The organism is Dictyobacter alpinus, assembly GCF_003967575.1.
Lineage (GTDB): Bacteria > Chloroflexota > Ktedonobacteria > Ktedonobacterales > Ktedonobacteraceae > Dictyobacter > Dictyobacter alpinus.
This window is the reverse complement of the sequence record NZ_BIFT01000001.1, coordinates 2,412,884-2,427,345: the sequence shown is the minus strand read 5'-3', so window position 1 is coordinate 2,427,345 and position 14,462 is coordinate 2,412,884. Positions and strand designations below refer to the sequence as shown.

General features: G+C 50.9%; 9 protein-coding genes. 6 read left to right on the top strand and 3 right to left on the bottom strand.

Going from position 1 to position 14,462, the window contains the following annotated elements; genetic code table 11:
• Positions 1-32: 32 nt before the first annotated feature.
• From EL633_RS09590 to EL633_RS09575, 4 genes are all read left to right on the top strand, one after another.
• On the top strand, positions 33-926 hold the full coding sequence (locus tag EL633_RS09590) for a hypothetical protein (RefSeq protein WP_126626966.1): 894 nt from the start codon (positions 33-35) through the stop codon (positions 924-926).
• Between the two features lie 199 nt (positions 927-1,125).
• Complete coding sequence (locus EL633_RS09585) at positions 1,126-2,481, top strand: zinc ribbon domain-containing protein (RefSeq protein WP_126626965.1); 1,356 nt, start codon at positions 1,126-1,128, stop codon at positions 2,479-2,481.
• A gap of 469 nt (positions 2,482-2,950) precedes the next feature.
• Positions 2,951-3,787: a TRM11 family SAM-dependent methyltransferase gene (locus EL633_RS09580; protein WP_161982061.1), complete on the top strand. Its 837-nt coding sequence runs from the start codon at positions 2,951-2,953 to the stop codon at positions 3,785-3,787.
• A gap of 112 nt (positions 3,788-3,899) precedes the next feature.
• Positions 3,900-5,876 (top strand): DUF6909 family protein, encoded by a 1,977-nt coding sequence (locus tag EL633_RS09575; protein WP_174845160.1) that lies wholly within the window; start codon positions 3,900-3,902, stop codon positions 5,874-5,876.
• 426 nt (positions 5,877-6,302) lie between these two features.
• Here the strand turns inward: EL633_RS09575 and EL633_RS09570 are convergent, their stop codons facing one another.
• From EL633_RS09570 to ffh, 3 genes are all read right to left on the bottom strand, one after another.
• Entirely contained in the window at positions 6,303-7,397 is a 1,095-nt protein-coding gene (locus EL633_RS09570; protein ID WP_126626963.1) for a DUF6585 family protein, read from the bottom strand.
• 333 nt (positions 7,398-7,730) lie between these two features.
• The gene (locus tag EL633_RS09565; protein ID WP_126626962.1) at positions 7,731-9,440 is read right to left on the bottom strand and encodes a L,D-transpeptidase; all 1,710 of its coding nucleotides are present in this window, start codon (positions 9,438-9,440) and stop codon (positions 7,731-7,733) included.
• A gap of 4 nt (positions 9,441-9,444) precedes the next feature.
• Positions 9,445-10,932 carry a signal recognition particle protein gene (gene ffh, locus EL633_RS09560; protein ID WP_126629387.1) on the bottom strand — a complete coding sequence of 496 codons (1,488 nt, stop codon included), beginning with the start codon at positions 10,930-10,932 and terminating at the stop codon, positions 9,445-9,447.
• A 299-nt stretch (positions 10,933-11,231) separates the two neighbouring features.
• On the opposite strand from ffh, the gene clpB reads away from it, so the two are divergent.
• Both clpB and rbp read left to right on the top strand, forming a co-directional pair.
• Positions 11,232-13,826, top strand: a complete 2,595-nt coding sequence (clpB, locus tag EL633_RS09555) for an ATP-dependent chaperone ClpB (protein ID WP_126626961.1) — start codon at positions 11,232-11,234, stop codon at positions 13,824-13,826.
• A gap of 216 nt (positions 13,827-14,042) precedes the next feature.
• Positions 14,043-14,378 carry an RNA-binding regulator gene (rbp, locus tag EL633_RS09550; protein WP_126626960.1) on the top strand — a complete coding sequence of 112 codons (336 nt, stop codon included), beginning with the start codon at positions 14,043-14,045 and terminating at the stop codon, positions 14,376-14,378.
• The last annotated feature ends 84 nt before the right edge of the window (positions 14,379-14,462 follow it).

Sequence of the window (14,462 nt, the reverse complement as noted above, 5' to 3'; positions counted from 1 at the left end):
CCTGAGTCTGTAGCAGTAAAGGAAAAATATTTATGTCAGTGACGACTAAACAGCCACAAGTCTCACAGCCACGTGGCTGGCGGCGTTTATGGAAGTCTCCGACTTCACGCGCACGCTGGTTCTGGCTAACGATCAGTATCTTAGCTTATGGCGGTTTACTTGGCTGGTACTACTACGCCCTGCGCACCCAGGACGATCCTGAGCCATTCGCTGATCCGCTACGCCTGTTTGGTATCATAGCGTATATATTGGTCCTGTTTACGGCCTCCTATTCGCTACGACGGCGCTTTATACGTGGTCTACCCGGTAAGGTACAAAGCTGGCTATGGATGCATACCTGGCTGGGTGTCATCACTATTTTGATCGCGTTACTCCACGATAATTATGCCCGTGTGACGCATGATTTCTGTAACAACTTTAGTTGTCTGACGGAAACCTACTGGGCGACGAGCGCACTCTTTGCCTTGATCTTTCTGGTGGTAAGTGGCATCTCTGGACGTCTGTTAGATAGATGGCAAACCAGAGTAATCGCACGCGAAGCCAGTTCCAATGGAGTAGGTATCGAGCGCTCACTCGAGGAACGCCTACGCACACTGGCATACACCGTTGAGCGCTATAGCGCCGGCAAGTCCGATGAATTTAAGATCGCCTGCTCCGATATGATGGAGTCCCGTGGACGCAGCAAACATTCGGAGGATGAAATAGCCGCCCATGAACGCGCGGACTGGAAACGGGTCCAACCAACCTTGCAGGATCATGCGCGGCTGGCACATTCTCTTCAGCGTCAGCGACGAGCGCGGAATATCATGCAGGTCTGGCGCTCACTCCATATGGTGCTGGCAACCCTGGCACTCATCATAATTTCCTACCACGGTATCATGGAACTGCTGACGAACGTACTGCATATAATAGCTTCTCCCGAGTAGGACCTGTGTTAATCGTCTAAATAAACAGAATAGCTATGTGGCAAGTTGTGTGGTTGTGCTGTCCCTCAAAGTAGGACAAGTGTAGCCTGAACTATAGCTGGGTGGGGTCGGATTTCGTTGTTGCGTATATATTTGACTTTGGATGCTCGCTTGTCTGGAGTTTATAAAAAATGATGTTCTATAAAAGAGGAAAATACTAATGCTTTGTCCAAGTTGTAAGGCACCGATCGATGCTGATGCCGTATTTTGTGGCCATTGCGGCGCCCCACTTCCTCCTGTCCATTTACGGACATCAGGGGCGGATGAGGGTGTTCAGGTCAAACAACTGGATCATACTAGTGATGATGCCATAAATGATATCTCTGAGGAGAATACCTATAAATTTTCGCCTTCTCCGGCCTATCCATTGACGCCATCGCCTGTGAGCAGGCCACCATCTCCAGCCCCTTCGACGCTGTCGCTTTCCCAGCCACGGCCAGGCCATACGCATTCAACGGGGCGCAACCTGGCCTTTATTGCGGTTATCCTGGCGATCCTGGGCATTGCCATCGCAGCGGTTGTCTTTGCATTATGGCAAAACAGGCACATTACCTCCACAAACACCACGGCACTCCCACAAAAAACGACCGGTGGCCTGGTAATGTTTCGTGATAATTCGCAGGCGCAAAAAGGTCCTGATAGCGTTTCACTCATGGTAAATGGACTCGATAAGCCAACGGCAGCGCAACATTATGCAGCCTGGTTGGTGGATGAGAATGAGGCGCATATCCAGCCTCTAGGAACCCTGACGCAAACAGGCAACGACTATGAGCTGAAATTCACAGGACAGGATAACAATCTGCTGGCAATGGGAAGTATCGTGCAGGTGACGCTAGAGACGACACAGGCCGCCTTACCAACCGGACGTGTTGTTTTGAGAGCACAATTTCCTCCACTAGCTCTGGTACATATCAAGCATTTACTGGTAAGCTATCCCAGCACACCCAACCAAACAGCATTATTGACCGGCCTGCTGGATCAGACACGGCAAGTTTCCTTCCAGGCTCAACTACTGCGATCGAGCAATAATAAAACGGTAATACGCTGCGCGGCACAAAATATCATGACATTGGTGGATGGTCATCCACTGGCAAAAACGCTCGTCAAACCAAAAGAGTGCGCGGCGGCCCACGTTCCACAGGTTACAAGTGAGTTTGGTCTGCTCGGGAACGATAACAATGGCTATGTCAGTACGGTTGGTGCCCATGCCTCGCTGGCAGCTACACAGCCTGATAGTACCGATACCATTAGAACATATGCGAAGCAAATCATCTTTTCCAGCGAGAATCTAAAAAACTGGTTCACAACCCTGCGGCAAGATACCCAGGAAATACTGGAACATCCTGAAGATGCAGGCACGATCAAAAAGATTGCCTCCCTTGCTGATGATGCTCTCAATGGCGTCGATAATAACAATAATGGCACAATCGAACCTATCCAGGGAGAAGCAGGGGCTTTACAGGCATATAACTATGGGCAATCAATGGCGACATTGAAGCTGACCGCAGCAAAATAAGCTCGCGCTACCTGCATAACCGACTGGCAACGTCTACAATCGGCAATACAAATAAGCAAACGTTTCCCGTTACCATCCCTCACACTATCTACATTTGGTATGATATATACAATTTATAGTATCGTCTGTAGTTATTTATATGTACGATATATTTTCTGATCGAGAGGATTTAAAAATCACCTTTCAGGGGATCATGATGCTCATGTGTACGCAAAAGCTAAAGGCGCGAAAATCCATGTGGTAAAGGTCTCAAGGTGGAGGCATTACCAGGGGGAAATGCCCGGCATGGGGACACCAGGCATTTTGGTAATACCTCCTATCAATAGTGTACGCTAGAATAGCCGATTTTGGTGCCATTGTTTTTATTGCAACTACTGACAAGGAATCGTGAGTGCTGTTCTGGTGCCGCTCACACGATTAGATGGCATATTATCCGCTGCTATTCATAGCTTTAGCTGGGAGTGGTATTGTGGAACATGACGATATTTCGGTGCGAAATACGCTCAATGAATTAACGGGGGCCGAGTGGCTCTATTTTACGAAGAGCATCCTCACAACCGCGTATCCATCTGCATATGGGCATAAGTTGAGGAAGGCCCACGGCGCGAATAAACCACCTCAACTGATGTGCCAATTAATCGAGTTTTTTACCAAGCCGAATGGTAAGGTGCTGGACCCTTTTGCGGGTGTCGGGGGGACATTGATCGGGGCATCTATCTGTAAGAAACCACGGCAGGCTGTGGGCATTGAGATTAATCCAAAATGGCTGGCGATTTATCAGCAGATTGTAGCCGAGAGTAATGGCTCGATCCTTCCCCAGGAATGCGTGCTTGGCGACTGCTTACAGATATTACCAACACTGGAGTCTGCTTCATTTGACTTTATCGCGACCGATCCCCCATACAATATTCATCTGGAAAAGACTATGGTAACTGGTCGCTATGCCACCACATACAGCAATCGGCGCACCGATTATGACATGCATTCAACTGATCCTGCCGATCTAGCCAACCTTTCCAATTACGATGCCTACCTGGACGCGATGGAACGGGTATTTGCCCTCTGCTCCACGTTGCTCAAGCCCAATAAATACATGGTAGTGATTGTACGCGATGCCTATCAGCATGGAGAATATATGTTTACGCATGTAGATCTTGCGCGCCGGGCCAAACTTCATGGCTTTATTCCCAAAGGAGAAATCATCTGGTACCAGGCCGGAACCCGCCTGCGCCCCTATGGTTACCCCTTTGCCTACATTCCCAATATCGCCCATCAATATATTATCGTATTACAAAAACCCAGATAACCCACAAAATAGACACTAAAAATCTCGCCAATTTGTTGGTGGACGCGCTATAATAGATGGAAAATATTGATGAAAAAATAACCATCCAGCCTCAGAGCAGAGGGGTACACTTATGCCACAAAAACAGAAACAAGACGATCCACACAACAACGGTATGAATCATTTTAAGCACATTCCTCAAGATGGATCGGCGCCAGTCGCGCAATCTGAGGACGAAATGCTAGATAAGTATGATCATCAACCCACCTCTCTAGCTCCCAGTTTAGAGCATGGCGAGAAGTATCATATCGCAGGGAAACGCGATGTTGAATTATATATCCGAACCTACAACACGCTACTACGTAGCTCGGGTGAGATTAGTCTGAAGGCCCTGGTCCAGGCGCACTATAATATTGACTCAAGCCTACATCCCGATGCGCGTAAAGCATATCCAGATATGTCAGCCTTCATCTACAGTGTGCTGCGCCTGCCAGATGCGATTAATCAATGCGAACTTGTCCTATTGGGGCAATCCGAAGAAGTTTTCTTGCAGCAAGGATTTCATGTCAATAAATGGCAGGCGGTAACGGCCCCTGCACGCCGTCGCAAGTGGTTTTATAATGGGAAGAAGACCCTGGCCGCTTATGTCGCGAGTGTCAGCGATACCGACGATATTGTTCCCGTTCTGGTAGCGTTCCAGATCGAGTGGAATAAAATGTATTATCTGCTGAATGCAGATCCTACGACAATGCAGTTATTAGAGACGCAGGTTGATCCAAGCTCACCAGTCTTTGACGAGATCAGTAAAGTATTACGCCAGCGCCTGCATATCGCGGCAGACGATTGGCAGCGTCTCCAGGTAATCTGGGGCGAAAACTTATGGGATAAGTTGCATCAGATTGGCTCACACCGTAAGAGCTTTAATCTGCGTATGCTAGGAGGCTCACATGTGGGATACGTCAAGGCGACGCGCCAATGGTGGGCTCCTGTACGTAATCTGCTGGATACATTAGGCCTACCCGATCGACCAGTCTACTTTGTCTCTAGCAACACACACAGCCTGATCAACGTACTTTCCGGCTTTGCGCTACGCCACGAAAAGGCCCTGACAGATTTTGCGCGTAGCGGCATTGACCCCTATCTTTCCGAGGAATGCCAGAAGATCCAGGATGGCGAGGTACCGGGCAACTGGCAAAATTTTCTGTACTTTGCCAGTCGTGAATGGGGCCAGACACCAGAAGGGAAAGAGGCGAACCGCACACGGCTACAGGAGTCGCAGGATCGTGGCATCTGGCACTTGGGTGCCCGCCATGGCCTGGAGATTGATGCTCAGGTCTTTGAGCTTTCCAAATTGGTCTCCTCTGAGATAGATCCCCGCTGCCGCATGCCCCATATGGAAACCATGGCCAGAAGCGACGCCGTCATCCTTAACATTGACTATCCACTGGGCATGGCCGCCTATCGCATGATGCGTGAGATCATGGAGAACCTCTCCCAGATCTGTGGCATCTATGTACTGGGTAAGGCCGCAACCCTCAATGGCAGCATTGGGGATGTGATGATCTCAAACGTAGTCCTGGATGAGCATAGTCAGAACACCTACTGGTTTGACAACAAGTTCCGTGTCGGCGAGGTGCAGCCCTATCTGACATATGGATCGGTACTGGATAACCAGAAGGCTGTCTCAGTTAAAGGCACCTACTTGCAGAATCGCCAATATCTGGACTTCTACTATCAATCCAACTATACCGTCGTCGAGATGGAGAGCGGCCCGTATCTAAACGCAATCTATGAAGATCAATATCTGACACGCTACCCAACGGAAGAGAATCTCAACCTGCTAAGCCTGCCATACGATCTTGGTATCCTGCATTACGCATCAGATACACCCTACACACGCGGTAAGAACCTGGGTGCCGGTAGTTTGTCATACTTTGGCATGGACTCAACCTACGCAAGTAGCGTAGCCATTATACGTCGTATCTTTGCCAATGAGATTGCCACCATCCAGCGACGTATAACCCATCCACTCGACGAGTCCACCACGCCCATCCCCGATGAAGGCACCCACGTACCAGAAACACGCGCCAAAAAAGCCAAAGCCGTATAGACAATCCTGACTTGCCTGCATCTATATAAAATGCAGGCAAGCCACACTCTCTGTTAATCAGATCTTTGAACCAGCGTTACCAGAAAAGTAACGCAACAAGAAAAACAAGCGGTAGCGGCTGCCCTCGTGGCTGCGCACGTCCCTTTACGAGCGAAGCTAGCAAGCACCATGAGCTCACCTTCCTCCCCGTCTCGCTCAATGACAACCAGCGCCCACCTACCCCTGTGACCTTATGCCATCTTTATAGACGCAGGGGTAGGTGGGCGCCAGGAATCGTAAGGGGAGGCTGGAGGGTCCGTGAGCTCATGGTGCTTGCTAGCTTCGCTCGTAAAGGGACGTGCGCAGCCACGAGGGCAGCCGCTACCGCTTGTTTTTCTTGTTGCGTTACTTTTGGGTATTTTCTTTTATCAATGTGGTTTATGGGGTTCAGGATATGAAGTAGTGTTGAAACAGGGCGTAGTCGACAAGTTGTGATAGGGCGGCTGGATCGGTGATGGACCAGGTGGGGAGGACATACCATTCCTGGGAGTCGATGAGTTTGATGATGATCTCTTGTTCGCCGACACCGAAGCTGGCAATCTCTTCCCAGGGCATGGGCCGGCTGTGGCTTTTGAGGATGACTCCTTCACGGCTGATGGTGAGGGCACCAAATGGGATAGAGATGCCGGCGTCGTAAAGGTCGTATTGGGCTGGTCGGGATGGTGCAGCGACAGCGGGTACAGGTAGGGGGCGACGGGCACTTTTGGTGATATGCTCGATCAGCCCTTTACAGACCCAGACGTTGGGGAAGCCAGAGACACTCAAGGTCTGCCATGCCCAGTCTTCATTACGACTGTACAGGCTGAATGAGGTCTCATCCAGACTGAGGCGCTCAAACTCGGACCAGGGCAAGAGGCGCCGCGACGATGGCAGGTAGATTCCTCGGGCGGTAACTTCCAGGGATGAGAAGGAGACGGTGGCGCCGGTGTCGTATTTAGCGATGACCTGGGGTAGAAGGTGACGTACAATCTCGCGCTCCATAAAGCCACCAAGGCGATCCAGGTGTGGAAGATCCTTCTCCAGGACAACGCGAAAGCCGTCCAGGCGCAAGAGGATATAGCGGGCAAGCAGAGAAGCTTTTTGATCTATCTGCAATTCTTTGGTTAGCTGCACAATGTCATCCCAGCGCACGACTTCACAGCGATAACGTACGTAGATCAAACCACGTGGGCACAGAAAGACACGTGGTGAGGGAGAGATCAAAGGAGGTAGCAACATCCATAATCCGATCAAGAACCAGGACAGGCCAATACCAGGCACCAGCCATGCTTGCCAGAGGGGCCACCAGCTAAAGATGCGATCATACAAAGAAGAATAGGCTACGATAATCGACGCACTGACAACAAAAGCCAGAGGGCTCAACGCCAGGGTGAGGCGCGACGTGTTTTTTGACTGATAGACAATACGCGGCACACCAAGTTGATGCGCATGTGCGCATGTCTGGATTCTGTGCGGTATCTGCTTTTCGGATGTCAGGCGCATGAGCGGGCTCCGTTATCTTCGTACTAGCGGCGCTTCCATACATGCCAACGTTACATATTTGAACGAGCAGTAGTGGCGATTATAATACGTTGATCATAACGGCTCTCTAATAATATTTAATCATAATTATATATCAAAAGGCGGCACTTCCTCCCTGTTTCGTGGGCCAGATTTTACGGGCAGGCAATAATTCATAGAAATTGGTGGATCGGGCTGAGCTCTAAAAGCGCGCGAACAATGTAGAACCATACACGCGATTGATAGAGCTAAACGATCCTATACTATCTATAATCGTTCAGGTCAGAGGAATCAATAGAGGCAGAGCTCTATTAATCAATAGACAACGATGGTGGTATTCCAGCCCGTATGGTTGTAGATCCAGGCCGCCTCGTCCGGAGGAAGATTGACACAGCCATGGCTGCCATTGCCGGCGGAGCGTTGATTTCCACTGGCATCATAGTGTGGGAACTCGGTACCCGGACCATAATTGTAGCGCCACCAGCTATCGTGGATGAAGTAGCCACCATCGCGAAAGAGGATGGCGGTCTGGATAGTAGTATCAGGATACCAATAAGGAGATGAAGGAGGATCACTCGACTTGAACTCGGTTGGCGATAGACGATTAATAATTGTCCAGACTCCCGGAGGTGAGGGACGCTCAGGACGGCCGGTCGTGACCAGAAAGGCGCGCACCAGTTTCCCATCCTGATACAGGCGCAACGCCTGCTTACTTAAGGAGATAATAATTACCTGGCCTTTCTGTAAATGGTAGTGCTGCAATGCCAGCTGGTCAGCCCGGTGAACCTGGTCGTAAGGAGTCGTATCCACGGCATCCAATTCCATGAGTTGGTGGTTGAAAAGCAGGATCTTCGAGGTATCAATCGCACTCCGTAAACCATTCAGGCTGGTAGCATCCTCTAGCTGCGTTTCAGCATCCAGGCCGAAATTCTGATTGAGATAGCTGGTATCAATAGCATAGTTAGTGCCATCATACTGATCATAATACAGGTGGCGGCCACTCCAACCATCTACATCTTTATGGAAGGCACGGAACGCCAGCTGAGCATTCTCGCGTAAAGTATCCGATCTAATGGCAAGAATATCGCCATCGATGTGGCGGAGAAACTGGCGGAATTCGGCGACATTCATGGAAGTTGCAGCCTGCTTTTTATAGGTCGCCAGATTTGTCTGATACGTCGATGCATCCAGATGGACCGCCGGAAGCTGCTGCACACCTTCAGTCAGGTCATGCAGGCGTGAGTCAGTGATCGTAGGGATCGCCAGTTGGAGGGTCGCCTCACCCTGCTGCTGCTGAGCCGCGATGCGACCATCCAACGTCTGCAAACTGGCGATACTGGCGGCATGTCGAAAGCGCTGCTGATTCTCCTGGTCAGAAGATTGTAAGGAGAGCACTGAAGTCTGCAGGCCAGAAAGCTGAGTGAGAACTACCAGGTCCTGTAAAGCTTGCAAATGTGTCGAAGTTGAGCGCAGCATCTGCAAAGCCAGAGCCACATCTTGTAAGCCCATACGCACATGAGCGATCGCCTCAAAGCCCTGTCCTGCATCCAGGGAGCGCTGCAACTGATCTAATTGGGGAGAAAAATTGCCAGCCGGCAAGCCATCCTTACGCTCCTGATCCACAGTAGAACGCAGGGAGAGCAGTTGGTGGGCCGTATTTGAGCGTAAGCTTTGTGTATTGCTATCCATCAAACCACGCAACTGCAAAAACAAAAGAGTATAACGTTGGGACAGCCCCCGATAATAGACATCAATAGGCTGATTACTGAAGAGACTAAAGGGAGGTTGAGTCGCACGCAACAAGGCATCTTGCTGGAGAATTGGCTGCAGAAGAACCGGCGTAAAGCCAAGCTGCTCCGCGCTATGGAGGAGCTGCCAGAAGCGCTGCTCACTCTCCATAGCCTGTTGTCGTACCTGTGCATCGCCCTCGCAGGCGCTTGTTGAAAGGAGAACCACTAACAACATAAGAACAACTATCAACCGCACCAACCGCGAGTGTCCAAACACAGGATACGACTGAGCCATCGACTCACCTCTTTCCGCCGCGCGACTTCGATTTCTGCTGCTTGCGCTTCTCCTTACGGACGGCTTTACCAGTTTTCTTACCGCCGCCACCGGAGCGACCAGCGCCAGGGAGAGCAGGCATACTCGGCATTCCTGGGATACCAGCGCCGCCACCAAACTGGCGAGCCATCTGTGCCCAGGGACCCTTACCGGTACTCATCTGGCGCATCATCGTACGCATTTCATTAAATTGATCTAACAGCTGGTTCACTTCCTGGACCGTCGTGCCGCTACCGCGAGCGATACGCTTACGGCGGCTACCATTCATGATATCAGGATTCCGCCGCTCCTCTTTCGTCATCGAAAGGATCATCGCCTCAACATACTTCAGTTGATCGCCTTCCAACGCCTCTTCCATTTCCGGCATAGCGGCCAGTTTATTAAAGCCAGGTAACATCTCCATTACGTTACGCAATGGTCCCATACGCTTCAACTGACGCATAGAATTCAGGAAGTCCTCAAGATCAAACTTACCCTGCTGTAATTTCTGTTGAGCCTTGAGTGCCTCTTCCTCATCGATACTTTCCTGAGCTCGCTCGATCAGTGAAAGAACGTCGCCCATTCCCAGTATACGAGAGGCCAGTCGATCGGGATAAAACGGCTCTAACGCGTCGGTTTTCTCACCAACGCCCATAAACTTCACCGGCACACCAGTTACGGTCCGAATCGACAGAGCCGCACCACCACGGGCATCACCATCCATTTTCGTCAGGATCATACCAGTAAGCGAAACAGCCTTATTAAAGTCATCGGCAACTCGCACCGCTTCTTGACCCGTCATGGCATCCGCGACCAACAACACCTCACGCGGCTGTAAGCGCTGACGAATATTGATCACCTCATTCATCATACGCTCATCGATATTCAAGCGGCCCGCGGTATCCAGAATCACCACCGAGCAAGCCTGTTCACGCGCATAGGCCAGTGAATTCACGCAGATATCCACAGGATCCGCGCCTGTCGGCTCAGAATAGACAGGGATCGTCAACTGGCGCCCCAGTGCCTTCAACTGATTTACAGCAGCGGGACGATACATATCGGCCGCCACAAGCAAAGGTCGCTGCCCCTGTTTACGCAAATAATTCGCCAGTTTGGCGGCGGACGTTGTTTTACCAGAGCCCTGCAACCCGACCAACATAATAACCTGCGGAGGAGTGCCACCCAGATCTAATCTATTTTTTCCCTCTGCGCCACCCAGAACCTCAACCAGTTCCTCATTCACAATCGAGAGCACCTGCTGAGCCGGCGAGAGGCTACCCATCACATTAGCGCCAATAGCCTTTTCCTTGACACGCTCGACAAATTGACGTGCCACCTTCAGATTAACATCAGCTTCAATCAGCGCCAACCTGACCTCACGCAGTGCCGCATTAACATCATCCTCGGTCAGCTTACCCTGTCCACCGAGATTATTAAATATACCTTCAAGACGTTTAGATAAGTTCTCAAACATTGCCATAATGGTGCTCTTTTCCTCTTTCCGCCAGACGAAAACGTGCCAATTTGGCACCTATTATATCACTTTGTGTTATGGGATGAAATCAGATGCGCGAATGTTCTGCCTTTTGTTCCTTAAATTTACCAGGCCAGTCACCATTCTAACATAAATCCTATCATTAAACTTGATATACAAACGCTAAAGTCGTAGCAGCTCATGCTCATCGAGCGGATTCATAATAGCGAACGACTAAGTGGTATAGTGTAAATAGTAAAAGCGACAAACCTCAAGCGAACAAGCCATGGAGTTGCACAATGAAGATTGAACGTTTTACAGATAAAGCCAGGGAAGCCATACAGGAAGCTCTAGAAAAAGCAAAAGAGCACAACAATAGTCAGGTTGAACCAGCCCATCTGCTCGACGCACTCCTCGCGCAAGAAGGTGGAGTCGTTCAACAGATTATGCAGAAAGCTGGTGGCAACATCCAGACCGCCAGAACAATGGTTGAAAACGACATTGAGCGCATGCCACGCGCCTATGGCGGTAGTGAACCCGGCCTCTCGCCCCAGCTACGGAAAGTACTGGATGAAGCATGGAGCGAGATGAGTACCTTTAAAGATGAATATCTTAGTGTTGAACACCTCTTACTGGCACTCCTCAATACAGATCCCACAGCCCAGAGAATACTCAAGGCCGCAGGACTGAGCCGTGAACAGGTGATGCAGTCACTGACCTCCATACGAGGCTCTCAACGCGTTACAGATCAGAATCCAGAGGGGAAATACCAGGCGCTGGAAAAATATGGCCGTAACCTGACGGAACTGGCCCGGCAAGGCAAGCTGGATCCCGTTATTGGCCGTGACGAGGAGATCCGGCGCGTCATTCAGGTGCTGAGCCGCCGAACCAAAAATAATCCGGTCCTCATCGGTGAGCCCGGCGTCGGTAAGACCGCCATCGTCGAAGGACTGGCCCAACGCATCGTACGCGGCGACGTGCCCAAAGGTCTGGTCAACAAACAGGTCGTAACCCTGGACCTCGGAGCCCTGGTCGCAGGCGCCAAATTCAGAGGAGAATTTGAGGAGCGCCTCAAGGCAGTCCTGAAAGAAGTAACCAGCGCCGCCGGCAACATTATCCTCTTCATCGATGAGCTCCATACGCTCGTTGGAGCCGGGGCCGCCGAGGGTTCAATGGATGCCTCAAATATGCTTAAACCAATGCTGGCCCGTGGCGAGCTCCATTGTATCGGTGCCACCACACTCAATGAATATCGCAAATATATCGAGAAGGATGCCGCCCTGGAACGGCGCTTCCAGCCAGTAATGGTTGAGCCGCCCAGCGTCGAAGATACGATCAGTATTCTACGTGGCCTGAAACCACGCTACGAGCTGCACCACGGTGTGCGCATCCAGGATAGCGCCCTGGTAGCCGCCGCCGTCCTCTCCGATCGCTATATTACCGACCGTTTCCTACCGGACAAAGCCATCGACCTGGTAGACGAGGCCGCCAGTCATCGCCGCGTCGAACTTGATAGTACGCCCAGTGAAATGGATGCACTGAAGCGGCGTATTCAGCAGCTACAAGTAGAGCAGGAGGCCCTCAAAAAGGAGAGCGATGAGGCCAGTAAAGAGCGACGGCAAAAAGTAGAGCAGGAGATCGCCAATCTGAGCGAGCAGCTACGCGTCATGCAACTCGCCCTGGATACACAGCGCCAGCCGGTAGAGGAGCTACGTAAGCTCAAGCAGCAACTGGACGAAGCACAGATCGCCTATGATAAAGCCGAGCGCGACTATAACTATGAGGAGATGGCCCGGCTCCGCTACGAAAAGCTACAGGTACTAGAGCAACGCATCTGGGAACAGGAAGCTAAACTGGCAGAACTTAAAGCCGCCCGCATGTTTAAAGAAGAGGTAGACGCCGAAGATATCGCCGAAATCGTCTCCAAATGGACCCACATTCCGGTCTCGCGTATGATGGAAGGCGAGATCCAGAAGTTACTACACATGGAGGAGCGCCTGCGCCTGCGGGTCGTCGGACAAGAACCCGCACTGATCACCGTAGCCGACGCCGTACGCCGCTCCCGAGCCGGACTCCAGGATCCCAATCGGCCCCTGGCCAGTTTCCTTTTCCTGGGTCCTACCGGTGTCGGTAAAACCGAACTGGCCCGCGCCCTGGCCGAATTTCTCTTTGATGATGAGCATGCCATGATTCGCATTGACATGTCAGAGTACATGGAGAAGCACAGCGTCGCCCGCCTGATCGGAGCCCCTCCCGGATATGTAGGATATGAGGAAGGCGGACAACTGACTGAAGCCGTGCGCAGGCGGCCCTATAGCGTCATCCTCCTTGATGAAATCGAGAAGGCCGCCCCCGAAGTCTTCAATATCCTGCTACAAGTACTGGACGATGGGCGCCTCACCGACGGACAGGGCAGGACCGTAGACTTCAGAAACACCGTGATCATTATGACCAGCAATATTGGCGACCGCTGGCTACACACCTATGCCAACCTGGACGAAGATAGCATCCAACGCGACATCCGCCAGAAGCTCAAAGAAGAAGGGCTCAGACCGGAATTCATCAACCGCATCGACGAGATCATTATCTTCCATCCTATCAGCAAGGACAACGTCAAAGAGATCATTGAGATCCAGTTGAACCGCATCCGGCCACGGATAGCGGATCGGCATGCCACCATCACACTCACGGATGCCGCCCGCGACTACCTCGCTGAGGAAGGCTATGATCCACAGTTCGGCGCACGACCATTAAAACGCGTCATCCAGAAAGAGATCGAGAACCGCATAGCGCAAGCAATACTACAAGGCAACGTCAAGGACGGATCAGACATCAACTTTGACGTCTCCAATGGCAAACTCGAGATGAAAAGCAAGGAAGGCGCGGCAGTCTAGTCCAACAGGAGTTGATAAAATGCGTCTTTGTAGATAATATGTAAAAAGAACAGTTTATTTACAAAGACTCATCAACATAAAATTTGCACACCGTACCATAGTATGGTGTATATTGATAGAACAGAAAGCGACGACACGTATCGCGGTTTCAAGTTTGTGAAAATACTAGTTCACGGACCGAGATAGGCTTGATGGCGTCGATTGGAGAACAGATAAGTGAAACTCTATGTAGGCAAATTGCCCTACCGGACAACCGACCAGGATCTCAATGATCTATTTGGTCAGTTTGGTCAGGTGCTTTCAGCAACGATCATCATGGATCGCGAGACTGGACGCAGCAAAGGATTTGGCTTTGTAGAAATGAGCAATGATGAAGACGCTCAAAGCGCGATGAATCAACTTAACAATTCTAGCCTGGAAGGTCGTACCATTATTGTAAATGAAGCGCAGGAGAAACGCGATAATCGTGGCGGTGGTGGCGGCGGTTTCCAACGCCGTGACTCACGCGGTGGTGGCGGTGGCGGTGGCGGTTATCGTGATCGTCGCTATTAAGTTAACCTCGTCGTTCAACATTCTCAATAAAGAGGGAGGTGGAAGTATAATCTTCCACTTCCCTCTTTTTACCACAACCTTAGA

What these genes read in the sequence shown, in the direction of transcription:
- EL633_RS09585 (WP_126626965.1), top strand. Translation starts at nt 1,126, where the DNA reads ATGCTTTGTCCAAGTTGTAAGGCACCGATCGATGCTGATGCCGTATTT.
- EL633_RS09565 (WP_126626962.1), bottom strand. Translation starts at nt 9,440, where the DNA reads ATGGCTCAGTCGTATCCTGTGTTTGGACACTCGCGGTTGGTGCGGTTG.
- clpB (WP_126626961.1), top strand. Translation starts at nt 11,232, where the DNA reads ATGAAGATTGAACGTTTTACAGATAAAGCCAGGGAAGCCATACAGGAA.
- EL633_RS09590 (WP_126626966.1), top strand. Translation starts at nt 33, where the DNA reads ATGTCAGTGACGACTAAACAGCCACAAGTCTCACAGCCACGTGGCTGG.
- EL633_RS09570 (WP_126626963.1), bottom strand. Translation starts at nt 7,397, where the DNA reads ATGCGCCTGACATCCGAAAAGCAGATACCGCACAGAATCCAGACATGC.
- EL633_RS09575 (WP_174845160.1), top strand. Translation starts at nt 3,900, where the DNA reads ATGCCACAAAAACAGAAACAAGACGATCCACACAACAACGGTATGAAT.
- ffh (WP_126629387.1), bottom strand. Translation starts at nt 10,932, where the DNA reads ATGTTTGAGAACTTATCTAAACGTCTTGAAGGTATATTTAATAATCTC.